The sequence below is a fragment of the Elusimicrobiota bacterium genome (assembly GCA_026388095.1).
GTDB lineage: Bacteria > Elusimicrobiota > Elusimicrobia > UBA1565 > UBA9628 > UBA9628.
Genome location: JAPLKL010000006.1, coordinates 86248 through 109416, shown reverse-complemented (window position 1 = coordinate 109416; position 23169 = coordinate 86248). Strand labels below are relative to the sequence as shown.

General features: G+C 63.4%; 20 protein-coding genes. 10 read left to right on the top strand and 10 right to left on the bottom strand.

The window, feature by feature from the left end; genetic code table 11:
• Positions 1-67: 67 nt before the first annotated feature.
• Genes NTY77_01320 through NTY77_01305 form a run of 4 tightly spaced genes read left to right on the top strand, consistent with a single transcriptional unit; the run spans position 68 to position 5413 of the window.
• Entirely contained in the window at positions 68-2500 is a 2433-nt protein-coding gene (locus NTY77_01320; protein ID MCX5794120.1) for a DUF3536 domain-containing protein, read from the top strand.
• A complete protein-coding gene (locus tag NTY77_01315) occupies positions 2497-3021 on the top strand; it encodes a flavin reductase (GenBank protein ID MCX5794119.1) in 525 nt (174 codons plus the stop codon). Before NTY77_01320 ends, NTY77_01315 begins: the two co-directional genes overlap by 4 nt.
• Positions 3011-4690 (top strand): hypothetical protein, encoded by a 1680-nt coding sequence (locus tag NTY77_01310; protein MCX5794118.1) that lies wholly within the window; start codon positions 3011-3013, stop codon positions 4688-4690. The genes NTY77_01315 and NTY77_01310 overlap by 11 nt, the downstream gene beginning before the upstream one ends.
• A 45-nt stretch (positions 4691-4735) precedes the next feature.
• On the top strand, positions 4736-5413 hold the full coding sequence (locus NTY77_01305; protein ID MCX5794117.1) for a response regulator transcription factor: 678 nt from the start codon (positions 4736-4738) through the stop codon (positions 5411-5413).
• A gap of 12 nt (positions 5414-5425) precedes the next feature.
• Here the strand turns inward: NTY77_01305 and NTY77_01300 are convergent, their stop codons facing one another.
• Positions 5426-6394 carry an AI-2E family transporter gene (locus NTY77_01300; GenBank protein MCX5794116.1) on the bottom strand — a complete coding sequence of 323 codons (969 nt, stop codon included), beginning with the start codon at positions 6392-6394 and terminating at the stop codon, positions 5426-5428.
• A 118-nt stretch (positions 6395-6512) separates the two neighbouring features.
• On the opposite strand from NTY77_01300, the gene NTY77_01295 reads away from it, so the two are divergent.
• From NTY77_01295 to NTY77_01270, 6 genes are all read left to right on the top strand, one after another.
• Positions 6513-8693 (top strand): Zn-dependent oligopeptidase, encoded by a 2181-nt coding sequence (locus tag NTY77_01295; protein MCX5794115.1) that lies wholly within the window; start codon positions 6513-6515, stop codon positions 8691-8693.
• 132 nt (positions 8694-8825) lie between these two features.
• Positions 8826-9461, top strand: coding sequence for a dTDP-4-dehydrorhamnose 3,5-epimerase family protein (locus NTY77_01290; protein MCX5794114.1), 636 nt, complete (start codon positions 8826-8828; stop codon positions 9459-9461).
• Complete coding sequence (locus tag NTY77_01285; protein MCX5794113.1) at positions 9458-10444, top strand: SDR family oxidoreductase; 987 nt, start codon at positions 9458-9460, stop codon at positions 10442-10444. The genes NTY77_01290 and NTY77_01285 overlap by 4 nt, the downstream gene beginning before the upstream one ends.
• On the top strand, positions 10441-11958 hold the full coding sequence (locus NTY77_01280) for a flippase (protein ID MCX5794112.1): 1518 nt from the start codon (positions 10441-10443) through the stop codon (positions 11956-11958). Before NTY77_01285 ends, NTY77_01280 begins: the two co-directional genes overlap by 4 nt.
• A 213-nt stretch (positions 11959-12171) precedes the next feature.
• Positions 12172-12804 carry an FkbM family methyltransferase gene (locus NTY77_01275; protein MCX5794111.1) on the top strand — a complete coding sequence of 211 codons (633 nt, stop codon included), beginning with the start codon at positions 12172-12174 and terminating at the stop codon, positions 12802-12804.
• A gap of 53 nt (positions 12805-12857) precedes the next feature.
• Complete coding sequence (locus NTY77_01270) at positions 12858-13727, top strand: FkbM family methyltransferase (GenBank protein MCX5794110.1); 870 nt, start codon at positions 12858-12860, stop codon at positions 13725-13727.
• Positions 13728-13733: 6 nt separating this feature from the next.
• Here the strand turns inward: NTY77_01270 and NTY77_01265 are convergent, their stop codons facing one another.
• The 9 genes from NTY77_01265 to NTY77_01225 form a co-directional block, all read right to left on the bottom strand.
• Positions 13734-15374, bottom strand: coding sequence for a radical SAM protein (locus tag NTY77_01265; protein ID MCX5794109.1), 1641 nt, complete (start codon positions 15372-15374; stop codon positions 13734-13736).
• 24 nt (positions 15375-15398) lie between these two features.
• Entirely contained in the window at positions 15399-16403 is a 1005-nt protein-coding gene (locus NTY77_01260) for a glycosyltransferase family 2 protein (GenBank protein MCX5794108.1), read from the bottom strand.
• A 170-nt stretch (positions 16404-16573) separates the two neighbouring features.
• Positions 16574-17344: a class I SAM-dependent methyltransferase gene (locus NTY77_01255; protein MCX5794107.1), complete on the bottom strand. Its 771-nt coding sequence runs from the start codon at positions 17342-17344 to the stop codon at positions 16574-16576.
• A complete protein-coding gene (locus tag NTY77_01250; protein MCX5794106.1) occupies positions 17341-18345 on the bottom strand; it encodes a radical SAM protein in 1005 nt (334 codons plus the stop codon). The genes NTY77_01255 and NTY77_01250 overlap by 4 nt, the downstream gene beginning before the upstream one ends.
• Positions 18346-18366: 21 nt before the next feature.
• Positions 18367-19470 carry a radical SAM protein gene (locus NTY77_01245; GenBank protein MCX5794105.1) on the bottom strand — a complete coding sequence of 368 codons (1104 nt, stop codon included), beginning with the start codon at positions 19468-19470 and terminating at the stop codon, positions 18367-18369.
• 76 nt (positions 19471-19546) lie between these two features.
• Positions 19547-20317 carry a class I SAM-dependent methyltransferase gene (locus NTY77_01240; protein MCX5794104.1) on the bottom strand — a complete coding sequence of 257 codons (771 nt, stop codon included), beginning with the start codon at positions 20315-20317 and terminating at the stop codon, positions 19547-19549.
• Positions 20305-21231 (bottom strand): transketolase, encoded by a 927-nt coding sequence (locus NTY77_01235; GenBank protein ID MCX5794103.1) that lies wholly within the window; start codon positions 21229-21231, stop codon positions 20305-20307. Before NTY77_01235 ends, NTY77_01240 begins: the two co-directional genes overlap by 13 nt.
• Positions 21221-22072 carry a transketolase gene (locus NTY77_01230; GenBank protein ID MCX5794102.1) on the bottom strand — a complete coding sequence of 284 codons (852 nt, stop codon included), beginning with the start codon at positions 22070-22072 and terminating at the stop codon, positions 21221-21223. The genes NTY77_01235 and NTY77_01230 overlap by 11 nt, the downstream gene beginning before the upstream one ends.
• Positions 22062-23168 (bottom strand): DegT/DnrJ/EryC1/StrS family aminotransferase, encoded by a 1107-nt coding sequence (locus NTY77_01225; GenBank protein MCX5794101.1) that lies wholly within the window; start codon positions 23166-23168, stop codon positions 22062-22064. Before NTY77_01225 ends, NTY77_01230 begins: the two co-directional genes overlap by 11 nt.
• Position 23169: the final 1 nt, after the last annotated feature.

The window sequence follows — 23169 nt, the reverse complement described above, 5'->3', positions numbered from 1 at the left end:
CCCGCCATGATACCATTTCGCCTCGGCCGGTGGACGGCCGACGGGCCAAAACCCTATAATCTCCCGGATGACCAAGCGCTACTTCTGCATCCACGGACATTTCTACCAGCCGCCCCGCGAGAACCCCTGGACCGAGACGGTGGAGCGCCAGCCCTCGGCCAAGCCCGAGCACGACTGGAACCGCCGCATCGCGCGCGAGTGCTACATCCCCAACAGCCAGGCGCGCCTGATGGACGCGCACAACCTCATCAGCGAGCTGGTCAACAACTACGAATACCTCGATTTCGACTTCGGGCCCACCTTGCTCACCTGGTTCGAGAAGGCCCACCCGCACGACTACCGCCGCCTGCTCGACGCGGACCGCAAGAGCCTGCAGCGCCTCTCCGGCCACGGCAACGCCATGGCCCAGGCCTACAACCACATGATCCTGCCCCTGGCCAAGCCGCGGGACCTGCGCACGCAGATCCTCTGGGGCCTGGCCGACTTCCGGCACCGCTTCGGCCGCGAGCCCGAGGCGCTGTGGATCCCGGAGACCGCCTGCAACGACGCGGTCCTCGAGGCCCTGGCCGAGCACGGACTCAAATACGCCGTGCTCGCCCCGACCCAGGCGCGGCGCGTGCGGCGCCTTGGCAGCGAGGCCTGGACCGACGTGTCCTCCGGCGGTCTCGATCCCCGCCGGGCCTATCGCTGGTCGGCCCCCGGCTCGCAGGGCAAGAAGTCCCTGGCCCTCTTCTTCTACGACGGCGGCCTCTCCCACGCCGTGGCCTTCGAAAAGGTCATGGTCAACGCCAAAGCCTGGGCGGACCGCATCCTGGGCGCCTTCGACCCCGCCGCCGCCGAGGACCAGCTGGTCAACCTCTGCACGGACGGGGAATCCTACGGGCACCATGAGAAGTTCGGCGAGATGGGGCTGGCCCACCTCCTGGTCCAGGAGCTGCCCAAGCGCGGCATCGAGGTGGTCAATTACGCGGCCTTCCTGGCCGAGCATCCGCCGACCTGGGAGGCCGAGGTCAAGCCCGGCGAGGGCGGCCTCGGGACCTCCTGGAGCTGCAGCCACGGCGTGTCGCGCTGGAGCGACGCCTGCGGCTGCGGCGGCGAAGGCAAGAGCCTGTCCTGGCGCCGGCCGCTGCGCGAGGCCCTGGACTGGCTGCGCGACCACCTGGCGCTGACCTTCGAGCGCGAGGGCGGCCGCCTCCTGCGCGAGCCCTGGGCCGCGCGCGACGCCTACATCTCGGTCATCCTGGAGCGTTCGGACGAGAACGTTTCCCGGTTCATGGCGGAGCATCTCAAAGCCGAAGACTCTCCCGAGAACCGGGTCAGAGCGCTGCGCCTGCTGGAGATGCAGAGGCATGCCATGCTCATGTACACCAGCTGCGGCTGGTTCTTCTCGGATATCTCCGGCATAGAGGCCGTGCAGAACCTCCAGTATGCGGCCCGGGCCGCGGAGCTTGCGCATCTGGCCGCCGGAGTGGAACTGGAGCGCGGGCTGGCCGCGCGCCTGAAATCGGCGCCCAGCAACTATGCCGAGCATCGCAACGGCGAGGGCGTGTACCGCAAGCTGGCGGTGGCCGGCCGGATGGACGAGGACCGCGCCGCGGCTCACCATGCCATCGCCAGCCTGTTCAGCGAGGGCCAGGAGGTGTGGCCGATGGGGCAGGCCGCCGCGGAATTCTCCGGCTTGGCGCGCGCTCAGGTCGGCGGCATCCGCTTGGTCTCAGGCCAGGTCGCGGTCCGCGACGGCATCACCGGCGAGCGCTGGCGGCGGACCTTCCTGGCCGCGGCCATGCCCGACTACACGGTCACGGCCCTGGTTTCGTCATCGGACCTGGGGCCCGGAGGCCTGGAGGCTCTTGGAGAGCGGGTCCGGTCGGCGCGGGAGGGCCAAGGATTCGACCTCAGCGCCGTGGCCGGGCCGCTGGCCAAGGGGCGCCGCTTCGGCTTCGATGACCTGCTGGCCGACGAGCGAGAGCGCATCCTCAGGATCCTGGTGGAAAAGCGCCGGCAGTTCTGGGAGGACTCGCCGCTGCTCGATATGGACGAATGCCTGGGCCTGGCCGAGCAGCACGCGCGGCTCGGCCTGGAACTGCCGCCCGGACTGCGCGGCCAGACCGAGGCGGCCCTGGACGCCTGGCTCCTGCGCCGGGTGAGGGGCCTGCGTCAGAATCCGGACGCGGACCTCTCGGATGTGGCCGCGACCATGGCGCGGGCCAAATCCGCGGACCTCTGCGCGCCTTCGGCCGCGGCGGAAGAGGAATGGGAGTCCTGCGCCTTCTGGGTCCTGGACTCGCTGGAGAAGGATTTTTCCGCCGCCTGGCTGCGGCGGCTGGCGGCCTTGGCAGCGCTGGCTCCGGCCGCCGGCCTGACGCGCTGGCGCTACCGCGCGCAGAACCGGTTCTTCGACCTGCTGCGGCGTCTGCCCCCGGACAGCGATGAGAAGGTCCGGCTGGTGGGAGAGATCGACGAGGCGGCGCGCCTCCTCGAGATATCGGCCGACGCATGAAGCAACGCGAGCTGGAATTCTCGGCGGGTTTCGCGGAGCTCTGCAGGGCCTTGCGCGGCGGCGGGGCCTTCTTGGTGGTCCAGGATGAGACAGGGCGGCCCAATCCGATGACCATCGGCTGGGCCCTGGCCGGCGTCGTCTGGGGCGAGCCCATCATGACCGTGCTCGTGCGGCCGTCCCGCCACACCTTCGGCCTTTTAGAAAGGTCGCGGCGATTCTCGGTCTGCGTGCCCGAGGAAGGGCAACTGGCCGATGAGCTGGCCTTCTGCGGCAGCAAGTCCGGGCGTGATTGCGATAAAGTGGAGTCCTTGGGGCTCAAGGTGGGCCCGGGACTGGAGCGGGGCGTCTCGGTCCTGGAAGGCTGCGGCCTGGCCTTCGAATGCGAGACCGTGCACAAGACCCAGGTGCTCCCGGAGACCTTGGACGCGGACATCATCGCCGGCTACTATCCCCAAGGCGACTTCCATTCCATATTCAACGGCCGCATCCTCCGCTCCTACAAGCTTGCGCATGGAGCTTAGCGGCGGACCCGCAGGGAGCAAGCTCAGCGACAGGCCTTATCGGCTGATCCTTCTCCTGGCCGCCCTGTTCTACGCGACGCAGTTGGGCCGCTCTTATGTCGGCGTCCTGATCGACGACGCGTCCTACATCGCGGGGGCCCGATCCTTGCTCCAGGGCCGTTACGTGGACCTCACCAGACCGGACACCCCTCCCCTCATCCATTTCCTGCCCGGCTTCCCCCTCTTCCTCTCGCCCTGGGTCGGATGCGTCGCCCCGCATTGGCAGCTCCTGCAGGGGTTGGCCGTGGCCCTCATCCTGGTCGCGGCCATCCTTTTGCACCGCTGGCTGGCGGGTCGCCTCTCCGGCCGTGAGCGGGGCTTGGCGGTCCTGCTCTTCGCCCTGAATCCGGCCACCGCGCGCCTGTGCAGCCTGGTCACTGCGGAGTCCTGGTTCCTGGTCCTGTGGCTCTGGATCCTGCCGCGCCTCGATGGTCTTCTCAAGGAGGACCGGCCGGCCGCGGCCGCCTGGCCCCCCGCCCTCCTGCTGGGCTGGGCCGCATTGACCCGGCCGGAAGGCATCGTCCTGACGGCCGTCTTGGGGATGCTCGCCTTCAGGGCGGACCTGCGCCGCCGTCTCTGGCCGATCGTCGCCGGCGCCTGCGCCATCTGGGGCGCCTGGCTCCTGCGCAACTACGCGCTCTCCCATCAGGTGTCGGACTACCTCGGCGAATGGCGCGCGGACCTGGGGGCCGCGCAACTCTGGCGCGGCTGGTGGGCGGTGCTGGACACCCTCTTCGTCCAGGCCGCGGGCCTGTTGCCTCCGGGATTTGCGCCCGGGCCCAGCCGCGCCCTGGCGCTCCTGGGTTCCATGGCGCTGGCCCTCCTGGGCCTGCGCGAACTCCTCAGGAGGAACCCGGATCCGGGAACGCGCTCGGCGGCGGCAGCCTGGGGCCTCTACCTGGCCGTCCATCTGCTCTGGCGCCCTTTGGATGTCCGTTATTTCCTGCCCCTGATGCCGCTACTCGCCGTGTTCATGGTCCTGGGGCTGCTGGCCTTGCTGGGACGAGGCGGAAAGTCGCGGTTGTTGGGGTGGTCCGCCGCCGTGCTTCTGGCCGCCACCTACGCGGCCCAGGACGCCCGGCTGGCGGCCGACGGCTTGATGAGGCGCCCTTACGGGAACGCGCAGAATCCGACGGCCACCTGGAAGTCGGTCCAGAGCCTGCTGGGAGAGGGTTCCGCCTTGCTGAGCAACAACGCCCCCACCGTCTACATCTACACGGGCCGTCAGGCGTATTCTCTTCCGGTGGGAATCCGGGACGCCGATGAGCTCCGCTATCTCCTGGCGCAGAAGGACATCCGCGCTGTCCTCCTGTTCTTTCCGCTCACCGACATCGCGCCGGCGCACCAGGAATCCTGGCTGCGGGTGTGGGACTGGATCCGCTCCGCCCCGCGGCGCTACGAGTTGCTCCACGCGGAGCCGCAGGAAGGCTCGCTGCTCTATCGCGTCGCGGGCTCCGGCGTGTCCGTGCGAGCCTACGAGCTCTACGTCGGCGCGCGCGGCGACTTCAGCCGGGAGCGGTGGCGCGATGGGTTCGCGAAATTGGATCTCGCGCTGGCGCTGGAGCCGGACTTCCCCAGCGCCGTCAAGGACCGCGCCGTCGCGGCGTCTCTGGCCGGCAGGAGCCGGTGACCCGCCGCCCTTGTCAAGAATCGCGATATTTAATAGATTGCCCGCATGCCGCGTTTGCTCATTGTCGAGGATGACGGCGACCTGCAGCAGATCTTGAGCTTCGCCTTCAACCGCGAGGGCTTCGAGACGCACTACGCTTTCAACGGCCAGGAAGGCTACGACAAGATCCTGTCCCTGCAGCCTGACCTCGTCCTCTTGGACCTCATGCTGCCGATATTGAGCGGCGTGGACGTCATCAAGAAGGTGACCTCCAACACCTCGGTGCGCGACATCCCCATCGTGGTCATGACCGCGCACAGCGACAAGGCCGACATGCTCGAGCAGTCCATCCGCGCCCACGGCGTGCGCGAGTACGTGCGCAAGCCTTTCGAGCTCAAGCCCCTCATCAGCCTCGTGCGGCGCCTCATCGCCCAGTATCCGCGCGCTCCCGCCCTCCCTTCCGAAGTGGCCAAGGGCGAGGTCCGTCTCGACACGCGCTTCCGCACGGTCTGGATATCCGGCCGGACGGTCGCGACGCTGCCTCCGACCCGGGCCGAGGTGCTCAAGATGCTCATCGAGGCCAAGGACGCGGTCAAGCGGGAGAAGCTCATGACCGCGGTCTGGGGCGCGGGCGACCACGTCAGCGCCCTGGAGAAGACCGTGCAGCGGCTGCGCGAGGACTTCGGCCCGGATGACAGCAAGCGTATCCAGACCACGGACGACGGCTACGAGCTCATCGGTTGACCCCGGCTGACTTCAGCGCGCGGACGGTATGGCGCGCAACTCTTCCTTGACGTAATGCAGCAGGGTCGGCGCCATGATGATGCCGGGCACGCCCATGACGACTTCGCCGAGGAGGATGGCCAGGAGGGTCTGCCACATGGGCACCTTCATGCTTGTGCCCAGGACCCGGCCGTATACGAAATAACCGCTCTTGTGGATGACGATCAGGAAGACCAGCGCGAAGGCGGCGTGGCGGTCGGATATGGTCAGCCCCGTGGCCACGATGATGGCGTTGCTGATGATGTTGCCGATGATGGGCATGACGCCGAAGAGGAAGGTGGCCAAAGTCAGGAAGATCAGGTGCGAGAAGCCCATCGTGACGAGGAAGGCGAGAGTCAGGACGGCGTAAGCCGCGGAGATGCCTAGCTGGGCGCCGAGGACCTTCTCGAATCCGGCCATGAAGGTGCGCATGCGCTCCGCCAGCTCCCGGCCCAGTTCATCGAAGAGGTTGGGCGCGTGGACCTCCGGGGGAGGGCAGAAGAAGGCGAGTATGGCCGCGAAGACGGCGATGAGGATCCGGAAGAACTGCACGGTCAGCACGCCGCTGGTCTTGGTGATGGCCTCGGCATTCTCCTTGATCTTCTGGATGGCTATCTCGCGCAGCTCGTAGACGTTGTCGAAGGGCAGGTCGATGCCGTGGGATTCGGCGAGGACGATGACCCGGGGGATGGCGGCGGCGGCGATCTGGGGCAAGGTGTGGAGGGTGGCGCGCACGAAGCGGGCGACCATCCACCCGAGCGCGACGGCGGCGACCAGGAACACCGCGAGCGCCAGCCAACGGGAGAGCAGGGGCGAGAGGCGCCGCGCGAGCCCCCGGTAGGTCAGGTCCAGGATCATGTAGGAGAAAAGGCCGGCCAGGACGATGGGAGCCAAATGCATCCACGCCGAGGCCAGGACCGCCAGCGGCACCAGGACGTAGGACGCCTTCTTCGCGACGGACATGGACTCGATTATATGAAATCCGCGCCCAAAAGACCCACTTGGGATGGGAATCTTGCCACCCTCCCCATAGGCCTCTCGCTTCATGCGCCCGGCGCAGGCGCAAGCTAGAATCTTTATCATGAACCTCTTGAGAGTCCTGCTCTCCCTCATCCTCTTCATCCCCCCATCCCTTTGGGCGGCTGGCGCCGTCGTCGCCCCCGTCCAGACCGCTGGCGTAAACGCAGGACTAGGCAGCCTTGCCGCCGGCATCAACACAGCCTCCCCTTCCTCCGGCCTCTCGGGCGCCTCGGTCCTCACCGGAGTCCCGGTCCTCTCCTACCCCACCACCTACCGCGGCATGGCCGCGGCGTACAAGGTCGCCGAGAAGGACTACCTCCAGGCCATCGAGAAGGTCATGGCCATCCCCGCGGACCAGCGCGGCTTCGCCAACACGGTCCAGCCCCTCTCCGAGGCCGACGCCCGCTTCCAGGAAGCCACGGTCGGGCCGTCCTTCATGACCGACGTTTCCCAGGACCCCAAGGTCCGCCGCATGGCCGATGCCATCGACCGCCGCAGCAGCCGCCTCGGCATCGGGCTGGCCGCTCGCCAGGACATCTACCAGGCCTACAAGGACGTAGCGGCCAGGGGGGAGCAACTCACCGGCGAGGACAAGAAGCTCCTCGAAGAGACTTTGCGGGGCTACGAGCGCAGCGGCATGGGACTTCCCCAGGACCAGCGCGACCGTCTCAACCAGATCCGCCAGCGCCTCTCCGACCTCTCCCAGGCCTTCTCCAAGAATCTTCGCGAGGTCAACGACAAGCTCGAAGTCGACCCCTCCCAGCTCGCCGGCCTGCCGCAGTCCTACATAGACGGCCTGGAGAAGACCCCGGACGGCAAGGTCAAGATCGGCCTCGATTACCCCTCCTACGGTCCATTCATGGACCTCGCCCAGAACTCGGACCTGCGCCGCCAACTCTACATGAAGTACGCCAACCGCGCCGCGGTCGAGAACATGCCCATCCTCACCGAGGTCCTCCAACTGCGCCGGGAGCTCGCCGGCGTACTCGGCTACAAGTCCTACGCCCACTATGCCATCGAAGACCGCATGGCCAAGACCCCGGACCGCGTGCAGTCCTTCCTCACCCGGCTCAAAGACCTCCTGCAGGGCCCGGCCAAGGCCGAGGAAGCGCGCATGCTCGAAGAGAAGCGCGCGGACGACCCGGCCGCGCAGAGCATCCCCGCTTGGGACCGCGGCTACTACGCGGTCAAGCTCCAGAAGCGCCTCTACGACCTCGATGACGAAGAGGTCCGCCAGTACTTCCCCGTAGACACCGTGGTCGAAGGCACCATGAAGGTCTACCAGAACCTGCTCGGAGTGCGCTTCACGGAGGTCCCGGCCCAGGCCTGGTCCTCGGACGTGCGCCTCTTCAAGATCACGGACGCGGCCACGGGCCGGCAGATCGGCCACTTCTTCCTGGACCTCTATCCCCGGGCCGGCAAATACGAGCACATGGCGGCCTTCTCGCTGCTCCAGGGGCGCGAGCTCCCGGACGGCTCCTACCGCCAGCCCGTCTCAGCCATGGTCGGCAATTTCACCAAGGCCACTCCCAACCAGCCCTCGCTGCTGCTGCACAGCGAGGTCGAGACCTTCTTCCACGAGTTCGGCCATCTCATGCACCAGACCTTGACCCAGGCCCGCTACACCGACTTCTCCGGCTCGCGCGTGGCGCGCGACTTCGTCGAGGCCCCGTCGCAGATGCTGGAGAACTTCGTCTGGCAGCCCTCGGTCCTGGCTCAGCTCTCCGGCCACTGGCAGAACCCCTCCCAGAAGCTCCCGCAGGCGCTCCTGGACAAGATGATCGCGGCCAAGAACTTCAACCATGCCAAAGCCGAGCTCGGCCAGGTCGCCCTGGCCACGCTCGACCTGGTCTACAACCTCATGACCGGGCCCGTGGACCCTATGGCCGTGATGGAGGCCATCTGGAAGGACCTCGGCCTGCCCGCGCCCGTGCCCGGCACCCATTTCCCCGCCAGCTTCGGGCATCTCATGGGCTACGCGGCCGGCTACTACGGCTACCTCTGGTCGCGCGTCTACGCCCAGGACATCTTCTCGCGCTTCGAGAAGGAAGGCATAGACAACCCCGCCGTGGGCCGGTCCTACCGCAAGGAGATCCTGCAGACGGGATCGAGCCGCGACGAAGCCGAGTCCTTGAAGGCCTTCCTGGGGCGCGAGCCCGACGAGGAGGCCTTCCTGCGCTACCTGGGCTTCCCGACGCAGCAGCCGGCACAGCCCGCCGCCCCTACCGCGCCCTCGGCTTAGCCGCCGGCGCTCAGCTCGGGCCGCTGGCCTCAAGTTGCTGGGGGTTGTCGAGATGTTATATATTCGCTGAGCCGTAGAACCGCCATCCTGGGCCTTCAAGAACCGCTCGTGAGAATCCTCTCGATAAAGAGCTTGGCTATACCTGAAGTCAAGGTCGTCGTCTTCGCGCGTTTTTGCGATGCGCGCGGATATTTCACGGAGACCTTCAGGAAGAGAGACCTTCGGGACCATCCCGGCTCGGATGGACTGCGCGGGCTCGAATTCGTGCAGGGCAACGAGAGCTTTTCGAAGGCCGGCGCCGTGCGCGGGCTGCACTTCCAGTGGAACCCGTTTATGGGAAAACTCGTCCGCACGCTGCGCGGCCGGATGATCGACCTCGTCCTGGACATCCGGAAAGACCGGCCGACGTACGGAAAGATACTGGCCTGGGACATGCCTTACCACGAGGACTCCGACCAGGACGAATGGATCTGGGTCCCGCCCGGGTTCGCGCACGGAAATCTTTTCATGGAGCCGACGCAGATCCAATATTTGTGCACGGGAGAGTACAGCGCCGGCTGCGAGGCGGGGATCTCCCCGCTGGCCCCGGACATCGATTGGTCTTTGTGCCCGGCCGAGCTCAAGGGGCTGTTCGACGCTGTGGCCCGGGGATCGGAACTGATCAGCGAGAAGGATAGGGCCGGGCTGACCGTTTCCGGCTGGCAGAACGATCCCAGATCGGATCAATTCACCGCGCCCAGGCTGGGGATGGCCAAGGCGGGGATATGAGGATTTTGCTGGCAGGCGGCGCAGGTTACATCGGCTCGTCCCTGGCCGGGGTTCTCGTCGAACACGGCTATCAGGTCGAGGTCATCGATCTCTTGTGGTTCGGCAATCACCTCCCGGCGGGAGTCAAGGTCGTCAAGAAAGACCTGTTCGCCTGCACGGTCGAGGACCTGGCCGGCTTCGACCAGATCGTCTTCCTGGCCGGGCTCTCCAACGACCCCATGGCCGAGTACAGCCCCGCCGAGAACTTCATCTACAACGGAGCCCTGCCGTCCTACCTGGCCTTCAACGCCAAGAAGGCTGGGATCAAGCGCTTCATATACGCCTCGTCCTGCTCGATCTACGGCTACACGACCAACCACCTCGACGACGAGGAGGCGCCCGTCTCCTGCAGCTATCCCTACGGGATATCCAAGCTGCAGGGCGAGCGCGGAGTGCTGCAGATGGAGGATGAATCGTTCTCCGTCATATGCCTGCGCCAGGGCACGGTGTCCGGGCATAGCCCGCGCATGAGGATGGACCTCATCATCAATACGATGTTCAAGACCGCGATGACGGAGGGCCGCATCCATATCAATAATCCCTCGATCTGGCGCCCGATCCTGCATATCCAGGACGCGACGGCGGCCATGCTCCGGGCGATCCAGGCGGACCAAGAGACGCATGGGATCTTCAATGTCGCTTCGGACAATTACACCGTGGGGCAGGCGGGAGACCTGGTGAAATTCGAGCTGGAGAGACTGACCGGCAAGAAGATCGGCCTGGAGATCGGGAATCTCCGCGATTTCCGCAACTACAAAGTCTCCATCGCCAAGGCGAAGACGGAACTCGGTTTCCAGCCCCAATACACCGTGAAGGATATCGTGATGGACCTGTACGCGCACCGGAACGAGTACGGGGATTACAACCAGGACGAATTCTATAACATCAGGATGCACAAGAAGCTGCGTCCGGACCCGCAGTCGCCGCGTCTCCCTTTTCAATGAAGCCAGTTTCCCGATCCGTTCGCCTGGCTCGGAATGCGGGCTGGAACATGGCTGGGCAAGCCGGACTTGCGATCCTGGCCTTCTGGCTCATTCCCTACATCGTCAAGAAGCTCGGCTCGGAGGGCTACGCTCTCTATAGTCTGCTGGGCATCGTGTCGGGCTACCTCATGCTTCTTTCGCTGGGGGCCGGAAACGCCACGGTCAAATACGTCTCCGAACACCTGGGCTCGGGCGACCGAGGCGCCCTGAGGGCGGTCCTCGGCACCTCTCTCTGGATGCATGCTTTCGGGGTGTGCTTGGGAGCCGCGGCGGTCTTGGTCTTCAGGCAAGAGGTCGCGCATCTATTGAAAGTCGAACCAGCATCGCTCAAGCTGGCGGTCTGGGTCATGGCCTGCGCCAGCGTCGGCGGGGTGTGCTTCGCCCTGGCGCAATATGGGCAGAACGTCCTGCAGGGCCTGCAGCGCTACGATCTCTCCAACACGCTCTCTTTGCTGCAGGCCGGACTGTTCCTGGGCAGCGTGGCGCTCCTCCTGTGGCGCGGCTGCGGCATCCTTGCCATCGGAGGAGCGTTCGTCGTCATCAACGCCGTCGTCGGCCTTGCCGCCCTCGCATCGGCGTTGCACTTCCTTCCGGTCTATCCGGCCTGGGACTTCTGGCTGGAGTCGGGCCGCAAGCCTTTCCGGGATTTCTTGATCTTCAGCATCACCGGCTTCGTGGGCCTGCTGTCGTGGTCGGTCATTTTCCAATGGGACAAGTTGTTCATCGGATGCATGCTCCCCCTCTCGCAGCTCACTTACTACATGATGCCCTCGGCCATCCTCCAGAAGTTTTGGATCATCCCATCGACCATCACGACGGTGGCTTTTCCCATGCTCAGCGAGCTCCATGGGGCCAAAGATGCCGCGGGCGTCAGGCGCTTCTATCGCCGGTGCTCCCAGCTCGTCATCTGGCTGGTCGTCCCCGGTTTCGTCATGCTCATGGTGCTGGCGCCCCAGTTCTTGACCCTGTGGCTGGGCGAGGAGTTCTCCCGGTACGGGACCTGGCCGCTGCGGCTTCTCGCCATGGGCAATTTCTTCTATTTCATGGGCGTCATGCCGGGCGTCGCCGTCGGGGGGCTCGGCCGGATCCAATATGGGGTCAAGGCCGGTGTCGCGTTGGCCTTGATGTGTCTGTTTCTCTGGACGTTCCTGATACCGCGGCTCGGCATCGTCGGCGCGGCTTGGGGATTCTTCCTCGCCTCCCTCTTGGTCAATGGGGTTTTCATTCTGTGCGCCAATCGCGATTTCTTCAGCATGTCTGGGCGCGAGTATTTTGAGGACGTCTGCCTGAGGCCCTTTTTGGCCGGCGCCGTTCTGTTGGCGGTCGCGTGGATGATCCACTTCTGGCTCGGCAGCTGGACCTCGTTCCTGTTGGGCGGAGGGCTTTGCGCCGCGGTTTACATCGGCCTGGTTCTCCTCTTGATCGACCACGATAACTATGAAAGCTTGAAGGAAGTCCTGGCAGTTTTGCGCTAGGCAGGCCGGGAAGATCGGGATCGGGTTCTGCCGCGAGGAGGCGTCGTCTTGTTGACCGAATGGTATCGGGCGTTTTTCCGCGTATTCCAGGGGAAGGGATTCGGATTCGGGTTATTCAATAAGCTCCACTCCCTGGTGTGGCAACGCTGCTTGCAGCCTGCATTCGTGGACATCAACGGATATCGTCTGTATCTCCCGAAGGATGATACCGGGATGTCTCAGGTCTTGCAGATGAACGAGGTCTTCGAGGCGAAGATGGTGGAGGAGTTCCGGCGGGTCGTCCGCCCGGGAATGGTGGTTGTGGACTGCGGCGCCAACATCGGATATTATACGATCCTCGCATCCAAGTTGGTCGGAGAGCAGGGCAAGGTCCTGGCTCTGGAGCCGGAATTGACGAACCTGGGGTTCTTGGTCAAGAACGTGGTTGCAAACGCCTGCGTCAACGTATTCGTTTGCCCTTGCGCCGCCGGGCGGTCCTTCGGCGCGGCCACCCTATACCTGTCCTTTCCCAGCCGCAGCGGACATTCGATCCGGAGCCCCCGGGAGCGGCACGCTGGCGCGATCTCTCAGCAAGTCGGGATGGTCCCTTTGGACGAGTACCTGGGAGTGCTGCGGCCGCATGTCGTGAAGATGGACATCGAAGGCGGAGAGTCCCTCGCGATCGCCGGCATGAATCGGATGATCGAGGACCGGCGGTTGCAGGCGGTGTTCATTGAATGCTGCAGGGAGGTCCTTTCTGACCAAGGAACGAGCGTCGATGAGTTCTTGGCGGTCTTCCGGAGCGCCGGCTTCGAGTGTCGTGACATCGATGGGACTAATTTCCTCTGTCTCCGGCCTCCGGTTTAGTCGCCGTCGGCGAGGACCGGCGGAATAGGTATGGGAATCTGTAGGAGGCGATGATGCGTCTGCCTTCGGGCCTGACTAACATTTGCAGGAGTTACGCTTTTCAATTAGGGATGAGCGGAGCTCTGAGCAACCGGCTGGCCTACGCCACGTTGTATTGGTGGCATTATCTGATCGCGCGCCGAGGCTCGGCTCAGGCGGACTCGACGCAGGCGCATGCCGCGGCCATGGGCTATCTGAGCCGACAAGGATGGAGCCGAAGAGTCGTGAGGGTGCGCATGCGCGGCGAGCCGGGACTCTGTCTGGAGATCGATCTTATGACGGTCTTCATGATCCTGCGCGAGATCTGGGTCGAGGGCATCTATCACACTTGCGCTTTGGGTGATTTTTCTTTGCATGAGGGCGACGTGGTCGTGGATGTCGGAGGCCAGCAAGGCTGCTACGCGGCCTTGGCCGCGAAAGAGGTGGGGGCTTCGGGGCGGGTGTACAGTTTCGAGCCGATGCCGGCCAACTATGAGCTTTTGACCAGGAATGTGGCGCGCAACGAGCTCCGCAACGTGACTGCCGTGCCGCTGGCTTTATCGGATAAGGCTGGGAGCGCGCTGCTTTTCCTTGATGGACTCAATTCCGGAGGGCATTCCTTGAATGCCTGCGAGCCCGGCGGGAAGAGCCTGGCTGTGGCCGTGGAGACCCTCGATGGTCTGGCTGCAAAGCTTTCCTTGAAGCCGTCGTTCCTTAAGATCGATGTGGAAGGCTACGGCGCCCATGTGCTGCGCGGAGGCCAGGCCCTGTTGCGATGCCATAAGCCCAGGGTGGTCATGGAAGTGCATTCGCCGCAGGAAGAAGAAGAGGCTGGTGCCCTGCTGCGCGGTCTGGGCTATGCAGTGCAGCGGTCCGGGAACAATCTCTTCGCGATCGTTCGTTGAACGGCCCTAGACCTTCAGCGCGGGAAAGACATACCGCTTTAAAAGCGCCTTGAATCGCAGGCCTTTCTGGAGCCGGAAGGCCGGGACCTTCAGCCCGTTTGGCAGCAGCGAGTAGGACCACACCACCAGTTTCGCGACAATCCTGTATGTCCGGCTCGCGACCGTGAACCTCCAGCGGCAGGAGCGGCAATAGACTTCGAGGTAAAAGTAATGTCTGAACGGCATCCGATAATTCCTGTAAGTTGATGTCGTTCCGCAATATGGACATCTGACCCGAAATCCTGCGGCCGCCTCCGGGCCGGTTCCCAAAAGCGTGGGCGAGGCGTATCTCCTGTGCTTCAGCCAAGCCTGATAAACATCGAACTTCAGCCTCTCGAATTCGTCTTGGCTCATAGTCTCCGTCATGTTCAAGATGTCGAAGAGATGGTCCTGGATGAATTCGAGCTTGTCGCCGATGATCCCGCGCTCGACGCATCTATGGTACAACTCGCTGCCGGGGTAGGGGCGGATGAATTCAAGGTTGATCCCCGCATGGCTGTTGCGCTTCCAATAGGCCAGAGTCTGGCTGACGGTCTCGGAGGTCTCCAGCGTATCCCCGAAGATGAAGTTCGCCTGGATGCTGAGATGGTTGCGCAGGGTGGCGCCGATGGCCCGCTCGATCTGTTCGGGCTTGATGTGCTTCTTCATGCTCTTGAGAACCTTCTCGCTGTAGCTCTCGAACCCGTAGCTCACCAGACAGCAGCCCGCCTCCTTCATCGTCCTAAGCATCCCTTCGTCAATATGGTCGACCCGCATCTGGCATATCCAATGCAGCGGCCACGGGAGTCCCTGGCGGAACTCCGTGATCCGGCGGCAGAACTCGCTCATCCATTGGCGCTGGTTGGAGAATAATTCGTCATAGACGAGCAGCAGGTTGATGCGATGACGCCGCACCATCAACTCGACCTCTCCCATGACCGAGGCGACGGACCTCTTCCGGAATTTGTTCCCCAAGGGATGGAAGCAGAAGGTGCACAGGAACGGGCAGGACCGGCTGCAGGTGATGGGATAGACCCTGGGATGGTCGAACAGGTCGTAGAAGAGGTTGTCCGAGGGCGCCATATGGTCAAGGTAGTCCTCGATCCCGAAGCCGTCGTAGTCGGGCATGGCAAGAGAGTCGAGGTCGGCGATCGGTGCGCGCTCCCGGGTCTGGATGAAGCCGCCGGCCGCGGACCGATAACCGATGCCGGGCACCTCTGCGATTTCCAAGCCGCTTTCCAGGCTGCCAAGAAGCTCGACGATGGTCCTTTCGCCTTCGCCGATGACGACGAAATCGGGCTTCAAGGCCTCGAACATGAGCGCGGGCTCGCAGGTGATGATCCCGCCGCCCACGATGATGCGGGCCCCCTGCCTGGCCCTGCGCGTGGCGCCGACTATCGACCGTATCTCGCGATAGACATTGGAGAGGCCGCCCGTGCAGAGATAGTCGTATCTGCGCTCCCCGCCCAGACTGCTTCGCACCAGCTCCTCAACGGAGCCGCGGCGGTGGTTGAGGTTGAGGCAATCGACCGAATGCCCGGCCTGCCGCATCGCGGTTACGATATAGACTAAGCCGATGGGGAAGACATAGCAGAAGTTCGGTTCCTCTCCGGATCCGGTCCTTGGCACTACCATCAATACGCGGCTCATCAATTAGGCCCCGCTTACGAGCCGGCGCAGCTTCCTGAGGATGATGCGTGCTTGGTCCGGGAAAGGGTGCTGCAATAGGATATAGAGCTTCGTGGCCCAGAGGCCCACCTCCAAACAGAGCCGCAGGCCGGCGAAGTACATCTTGTCGAGCGGGCGTCGCAGCCGCATGGATTTCCCCACTTCGAGGATCTGGTCGTGGCGGTAGGGGTTGCGCTCAATCATTCCGTGCACCTGGCTCCGCATGGCCCGCAGTTTGAACAGGTCCACGTAGTCAGGCGGGAACAGGTCGCGGTACTGGTGGCGCATCCGGTGCTCCATGCGTCCCACCATGTCCATGCTTGCGCGGAAATCGGCCGTGTAGGTCCATGAGTAATTGGTTTCCATCTGTCGCCACATTGCCAAAGGCCGCGGGATGAAACAGGCCCCGTACTTCAAGGAAACAGCGTGGTGCAGGAACCCGTCCGCCGACGGTCCCAGCGCAGGATCGAAGCAGCCGAACTCCAGGATAGCCTCGCGCCGAAAGATGACCGTATTGGGGACCACCCAAGAGCCGTTCTTTCTGTAGATGGCGGCAATCCGCGCCGGCGGCAGATAGCACTCGGTCTCGGCGACGACCGGGGTTTGGTATGGGCCCAGGTTCTGGCCGTCTTTGCCCAACATGAGGCTGAGGGTGGAGCAGAGTCCGGCTTGGGGATACCGCGACAGCAGCCCGATGGACTGTTCCAGGAAACCTGGGAGGATTCTGTCGTCGGCTGCGGAGAATTGCGCGTAGTCGCCGGACAACATCCGCGCTGCGCGATTGGCGCTTGCCATCACCCCCATGTTCCGTTCGTTGCGCACCAGATGGAGAGTCGGGTTGTTTCTGCATAACTCTTCCAGAATCTCGATGCTGTTGTCGGTGGAAGCATCATCAACAATAATGATTTCCATGGGCTTAAAAGACTGGCTCAAGAACGCCGCTAGGGCCTCTCGGATATAATGGCCGTGATTGTAGTTGGGCATCACCACAGACAAAGTCTTGCTCCTTGGAGAATTCGGACTCATGGGCGGTGATGTGCCATGCGCATGCAAGATGGTCTACTCAACATGTTGTTCTGTTTGAGATATTTCAGTGTCCTTGTGACGCCCGGATTGTGGGCGGCGAGCCCGATAAGGCCAATTCTTGATTAAGGCCCTCGTCACTCCTTGATGAGGTAGCCTCCCGGGGAATTGGTCCAAGGGAAGGTCCGGATTCTCATATTGGGCATGTCCGCAAAGAACTCATCGACAGCCTGGGTCTCGCCAGGCCAGTCGGCAATCGCGTATTCGTCAAATATCATGACGCCACCGCGGCAGAGACGGGGCCAAAAGCTTTGCAGGGCCGCCTTCGTCGGTTTGTACAAATCGCAGTCAAAATGGACCAGGGAGAATCGCACGCCGGGATGCTGCTGCGTGAAGGCCGGTGCCGAATCTTCGATGTTGCCTTCTATCAGTCGAATCCGATTCTTCCAAGGGACAAACCGGTCTTCATCAAAAATAGAGATGGCGTCTTTTAACTGCTTGAAATGGAGTTCGGGCGAGAACCCGCCGACCACTTTTTGGACAGCACCGACCTCCTTGCCGTCCTCGCTGGCCAGATCGACAAAGCCCTTCCAGTTATCGAAACCGAAGACGACTTTGGTCCGGCTCCCGATGCAATAAGATTCAAGGAGATTCGCCCAGGTCATCAGGCCAACTCCACGGAATACCCCCAACTCGGCGATGTCTCCAGGGACCTCGAGCGTCTTGAGAAAGAGCTCATGGTGGGCCATGAACCTCTTGAGCCATTGGCGACGAGCCAACAGAGGAAACAGCTTCACGGCATCGAGCGGGTCGAGCTTGAACTTCTTGCAGTGGGACGCGATCCTCCCTTCAATCTTTGAATCCGGGCCATATTTGCGATACCCGTCGAATTTGTTTTTTGGGGTCATTTTTGTCCTCCGTAAGGAAGGTCGAAGATTTCATGCGCAGCGAGGGGTTTGGGCCTGGCGACATGAGGCATGATGTAGGCAGCAATGAACTTCTCGTCCTCTCCACAGAGGCATATGGGGTGGCTCGCGCTGAACCAATGACAGGTCAATAGATCCTTGCGCATCGCCTGGAGCGATTTGTCGCGGATGTTGCCCAGGCTGAACTGCAGGAAATTGCAGGGGAACACGTGCCCGTGCGAGGTGATATGAAGGAAATCCTTCCCGGCGGGACAGTGATCCTGCGGGCCTGCATAGATGTCCCTCTTGATGGTGCGCTCGCCGTTGCGGGTCAGAGGACTGCTCATCTGCAGGTCCTTGATGTAGCGGGCGTCTTCCGGGGTGATCAGCACGTCTTTGCGGCCGTCCCATTTCCCTACGGGCTCCGCGATCTGCAGGTCCAGGCGAATGCCTTTGGACTTCGCATAGTCGTAGGCTTTTCGAAATCCCTCGGAGTGCAACGATTGATGCGTCACCAGGACGTCCAGGGCGACGATGATATCCTCGCCCAACGCCTCATCGACCATCTGCATGACCCGCCGATAGGATCCCGGCCTTCTGTTGGCGTCGTGCTCCGCCTCGATCCCCGAATCGAGGCTGACCGAGAGTTTGTCAACCTGCAGGCTCTTGAGCCAGCGGATCTTGTCCAAAGTCATGCTCCAGCCGTTGGTCGTCACGGTAATATAGGACTCATCTGGATGACAGGCGGCGAGGATCGCCTCGACGCGTTTTGGGTCCAGGATGGGTTCGCCGCCCATCAGCACGTAGTGGGAAACGCCCATTTCGTGGGCTTGTTCCAGTGCTCGCTGCAGGATCTCGATGGCGATCGGCTCCACGTCGGAAAAAGTCTCCGCGTAACAGTGGGGGCAGCGCATGTCGCAGCGGGGAGTGACGTCGAGCACGATGGTCCGCAAGGTGCCGGGCAGCCGGTGACGCTCCCGCTCATGTAGTTTCTTCTTCCTCAAATACATATTTTGTCCTGTATCCTAGATGAAGTTGATGTGCATCGGCGGCGCTCCGACGGCATCAGGCAGGACTCCGCCTTCCCGCTTGATGCCCCAGAGGACTTCGTTGACTTTATGCTGGAGGCAAAGGGACGAACACATGGTCCTGGCGTCGAAGCGGTCCGACGCGATCAGATTCACGATTTCCCAGTAGCGGTCGCCTTTCCAGAGCTCTTTGAACGACGTCTCCGCGATATTGCCGATGTGATACTTCTTGTATCTTGCGTGGAACAGCGCTCCGCAAGGAGCCACCAGGCCCGACCCGCTGAGCTGCATGATGAACGGGGGCCCGTAGCACTGGGAGTAAGACCGTTTCCCACCGCTGAGGATCTTCGACCACTTGGCTTTGACGAGGTAATGATCGTTCGAAAGAGCTTCGGCTTTCTTGAGCACATCCACGAGGCCGAAATACTTGCCATACTCGACACCGAGGGCGCCGTCTTCGGTGTCGCTGCAATGCTTGATCACCAGGTAGTCCACGCCGAGTCCCTCTCCGAGTTCGGTCAGGGGGAGTATTTGGTCGGCGAGCGAAGGCATAAGGACCATTTGGAGGCCCAACGTCACTGGCAGGTTGTCTTTTTTCTTGTATTCAACGCATTTTCTTATTACCGCCAGGACTTTCTCGAGAGCCTGGGGTTTTGTCCCCATGATTTGGGCGTATCGTTCCGGCGTCGCGGCGGAAATGTTGAATCGCAGATACGTGAGCTTGGGCAGGATCGCGGGCAAATGGGCTTCTTGGAGAAGATAGCCGTTGGTCCCCAGGGCGATGTCCAGCCCATTGGCCGCACCCCGCAAGATGGCTTCGTAAAGATGGGGGCTGCACGTGCTTTCGCCGTCGCTGACGAAGCTGATCGCCTTGACTCCGATCTCGGCGGCATCGTCGAGGAACCGGAAGATGACGTCGCGCGTCATCCTCTTCTCGTCATTGGCTTGCAGCTTGCCCATGCAATAAACACACCGATAGTTGCAGCGTCTGGTCAGGGCGCAGTCGATCGTAATCGGAGGGATGCGTTCCCCGCGGAGCCAGGCCTCCACCCGCTCCTTGTGCCAGGAAAGCTTTGTGTCGTCGAGAATCAGGTCTTTCACCGGTCAGCTCCTGCTGATCAAAACGGCGCACGTCACGGCTCGAGATCTCCCGTCCGACGCCTCTATCAGTAACGGGCTACCAATCGACCTCGATATAGGCCGAGGGCACGCTGTGCCAGCTGAACTTCTGGACCTTCGGACGGGAGCCGAAATTCTTCTGGAAGTATTCGTCGATAGCCTTGGTCTCCCCGGCGAAGGTCTCCAGGGCATATTCGTCCGCGATGATGATGCCGCCGCGGACCATGTGCGGGACGAAATGCTCCAGAGCCACCTTGGTCGGCTCATAGAGATCGAAATCGACGTTGAGCAGCGCGATCTTGAAGCCGCTGCCCTTGGCCTTCACGAACTCGGGGATGCTCTGGGCCGCGTCGCCTTTGACGAATTCGATGCGGTCGATGTGCCGGATGTGCTTGTCCGGGCGCATCGCCTCCTGGGCCAGGCGCAGGTCGCGTTCGATGGTGGCGCCTGGGAAAAAACCGCCCACCTTCCGATCATTCTTGGAATCAACGCCTTCGTCGCCCGCCGCCAGCGAGGGGAAGCCCGCGAACGTGTCAAACCCGTAAACCACCTTGCGTACGTCTGTGGGGCAGAATATCTCGGAGAGCTTGGCCCATGTGAAGGTCGAGGCGCCCTGGAACACTCCCAGGTCGATGATGACGCCGGGCAGCGCGCAGACCTTCTTGAACAGTTCGTAGTGCACGAGGAAGCGCGCCAGGTTGTAGCGGGGGGTGAACACCGGGAAATTCCGGAACATGTCGAAGACCGGAAGATCCGTGGCCTTGAAGAGCTTTTCCAGAGCCTCCTTTTGAAGCCGTTCGTTCTCGTGGCGCAGGGCTATGTCGGACATGATCCCCTCCTTTGGCCGGCGCGTCTGACGGCCGCCGCGATCTGTCCGGCGGATATCCCGTAATGGCGGCGCATGCCGGAGGTATCCTTGATGGCGTGTATGAATTCGTTGGCTATACCCAGCTTGACCAGCCGCAGCGGTAGGCGCTCTCGGACGATCCACTCCGCGATGATGCTGCCCAGACCGCCCTCGACAAAATGCTCTTCCACGGTCACCACGGTGTGGATCCCGCGCAGACGCCGTCGTAGGGCGGCGAAGGGAAGGGGCTGCAGCATGGGGACGGAGAGGACCAGCGGCCGGACGGACAATGCGTCCGCGGCAGACAGCGCTTCGGCGCTGATGGAGCCATGGCAGAGCAGCGCCACTCCCCGGCCCGGGCGCAAGAGGAGAGGCGCTGCTACGGAGGCTATGGGACCGGCGTGCAGGGCGGGCTCTCCGGTTTTGGCGATCCGGATGTAGGTCGGGTGCCGGTGATGGTAGGCGTGCGCGATGCAAGCCCGCGTCTCCCAGGGGTCGGCTGGGGAAAGGATGGCGAGGTTCGGCAGGGTTCGCGCCACGGCGATATCCTCGACGGAATAGTGCGTCATGCCTCCGGGAGCGTAGGTGACTCCGCTGCCGATGCCGATGAGCGTCACGGGCAGAGCCTGGTAGCAGATATCGTTGCGGACCTGTTCGTAAGGGCGGTAAAGGATGAAGGGGGCGATGTTGTAGGCGAAGACCCTGTAGTCGGCCATGGCCAGGCCGGCGCAGAAGCCCATCATGTTCTGTTCCGCCACGCCCAGGTTCAGGAAACGGTCCGGATGCTCTTTCTGGAACTTGTCCAGGATGCCGTAGCCGGCGTCCCCGGTCACGACGAAGACTCGGGGGTCGCGCGCGGCGATGAGAGTGATGGCCTCTATGGCGCTATGGCGCACGGCGGGCTCCCCCAATCTGGCTGAGGGCCTCGCGCTTGAGGTCCTCGGTGACGATGTGGTAATGCCATTTGAGTTCGTTTTCCATGAACGCGACGCCCTTGCCCTTGGTGGTGTCGGCCACGATGACCCGCGGTCTGCCGCGCGGTGGGCGCCGGAAAGCTTTCCGGATCTGCCGGAAGTCATGCCCGTCGATCCGGCAGGCGTCCCACCCGAAGGCCCGCCATTTGGCCAAGACCGGCTCGTAGTGGCAGAGTTGGCGCGGCCGGCCGTAGCCTTGCAGGTTGTTGTAGTCCAGGATGGCGGTGAAATTGTCCAGCCCGAGGCGGGCGGCGAATAGCGCCCCTTCCCAAATCGCGCCTTCCTGGGATTCTCCATCGCCGATGAGCGACCAGACCCTCCGGCGGTCTTTGCGGAGCCGGTAGCCGTGAGCCATGCCCAGGGCCACGCTGAAGCCGTGTCCCAGGGAGCCGGCGGAGACCTCGATGCCCTTGTTGCTGGTCCGATCCAGGTGTCCAGGCAGCGTCCCGTCGTTTTGCAGATAACCGAGGAGCTTGCTCCTGGGCATCAGTCTCTTCAGAGTCAATATGGCGTAGAGGGCCAGCGCCGCGTGGCCTTTGCTGAGCACGAAGATGTCCCGCCGGTCCCATTGCCGGGGCGGGAGCCTCAGATTCCCGAAATACAGGGTGACCAGCAGGTCGACGCAAGACAGGGCCGAACTCACATGAGCCGTGCGGGAGCGGCAAGCCACCTCGATGATGAGCCGGCGGGCCTCGTCCGCCAGGCGCCGCAAGCGCGCGTCCGATACCCGCGGTGATCTGAGGCCTGTGCGGTCAGCGGCCATAGCAGTTCCTGATGCAATGGATGACGTAGGCCAACTGGCTCCTTTTGAGGTGCTGGTGCACAGGCAAGGAGAGTATCCGGCGGGCCTGCCGCTCGGCCTCGGGGAAGTCCCCCTGCCGGTAGCCCAGATCAGCGCAACAGGGCTGCAGGTGGATTGGCGTGGGGTAATGCACTGCGGTGGCAACCCCCCTCCGGGCCAAGAAGGACTGCAGCGCATCGCGGCGGTCGCATTGGATGACGAATAGGTGGTAGGTGTCCTGGCAGTCCGGCGCATCCTGCGGGCACTGCACTACGTCCGTCAGGTCCGCCAGCGCATGACGGTAGGTCTCGGCATTGCGCCGACGCCGGGCTACGACGGCGCGCAGCCTCTTCAAGCGGGAGCGCAGGATGGCGGCTTGCAGGGCGTCGAGCCGTGAATTGAAGCCCCAGAAGAGCACCTCGTCGCGGGACCTAAGGCCGTGATTGCGCAGAAGGCGCAGCCGCTCGGCCAAGCGGGGGTCGTCCGTGACCACGGCCCCGGCGTCGCCCGCCGCGTTGAGGTTCTTGAGCGGGTGGAAGCTCAGGCAGGCGGCGCGGCCCAAAGACCCCGCCCGGCGGCCGTGGTACCGGGCTCCCACGGCCTGGGCCGCGTCTTCGATGACGGGCAGGCCGCGGCGGCGGGCCGCAGCCCCGATGGCGTCCATGTCGCAGCATTTCCCGGTCAGGTGGACCGGGATGACGGCCTTGGTCCGGCGCGTGAACGCGCGCTCGAGCTGCCGTGGGTCCATGAGCTGGTCGGGGCCGACGTCCACGAAGACCGGCTGGGCGCCGGCCAGCGCGATGCAGGAGGCGGAAGCCACGAAGGAGTTGGGGACTGTGATGACTTCGTGACCCGGGCCGATGCCCAAGGCCTTGAGCGTGAGGATGAGGGCGTCGGTGCCGTTGGCCACCCCGACCGCGTGGCGCACGCCGCAGAGCCTGGCCAGCGCGGACTCGAAAGCCGCCACCTCCCGGCCGAGGATGTACTCGCCGCGCGACAGGACGCGGTCGATTGCGTGCAGGAGCGGCCTGCGCTCGGTGGCATACTGGGCCTGGAAGTCGACGTAGGGGACCTTCATC

Bases quoted from the DNA above. Each gene is read 5' to 3' on its own strand.
- NTY77_01320 (MCX5794120.1), top strand. From the start codon at position 68: ATGACCAAGCGCTACTTCTGCATCCACGGACATTTCTACCAGCCGCCC.
- NTY77_01315 (MCX5794119.1), top strand. From the start codon at position 2,497: ATGAAGCAACGCGAGCTGGAATTCTCGGCGGGTTTCGCGGAGCTCTGC.
- NTY77_01310 (MCX5794118.1), top strand. From the start codon at position 3,011: ATGGAGCTTAGCGGCGGACCCGCAGGGAGCAAGCTCAGCGACAGGCCT.
- NTY77_01305 (MCX5794117.1), top strand. From the start codon at position 4,736: ATGCCGCGTTTGCTCATTGTCGAGGATGACGGCGACCTGCAGCAGATC.
- NTY77_01300 (MCX5794116.1), bottom strand. From the start codon at position 6,394: ATGTCCGTCGCGAAGAAGGCGTCCTACGTCCTGGTGCCGCTGGCGGTC.
- NTY77_01295 (MCX5794115.1), top strand. From the start codon at position 6,513: ATGAACCTCTTGAGAGTCCTGCTCTCCCTCATCCTCTTCATCCCCCCA.
- NTY77_01285 (MCX5794113.1), top strand. From the start codon at position 9,458: ATGAGGATTTTGCTGGCAGGCGGCGCAGGTTACATCGGCTCGTCCCTG.
- NTY77_01280 (MCX5794112.1), top strand. From the start codon at position 10,441: ATGAAGCCAGTTTCCCGATCCGTTCGCCTGGCTCGGAATGCGGGCTGG.
- NTY77_01275 (MCX5794111.1), top strand. From the start codon at position 12,172: ATGTCTCAGGTCTTGCAGATGAACGAGGTCTTCGAGGCGAAGATGGTG.
- NTY77_01270 (MCX5794110.1), top strand. From the start codon at position 12,858: ATGCGTCTGCCTTCGGGCCTGACTAACATTTGCAGGAGTTACGCTTTT.
- NTY77_01255 (MCX5794107.1), bottom strand. From the start codon at position 17,344: ATGACCCCAAAAAACAAATTCGACGGGTATCGCAAATATGGCCCGGAT.
- NTY77_01240 (MCX5794104.1), bottom strand. From the start codon at position 20,317: ATGTCCGACATAGCCCTGCGCCACGAGAACGAACGGCTTCAAAAGGAG.
- NTY77_01230 (MCX5794102.1), bottom strand. From the start codon at position 22,072: ATGGCCGCTGACCGCACAGGCCTCAGATCACCGCGGGTATCGGACGCG.
- NTY77_01225 (MCX5794101.1), bottom strand. From the start codon at position 23,168: ATGAAGGTCCCCTACGTCGACTTCCAGGCCCAGTATGCCACCGAGCGC.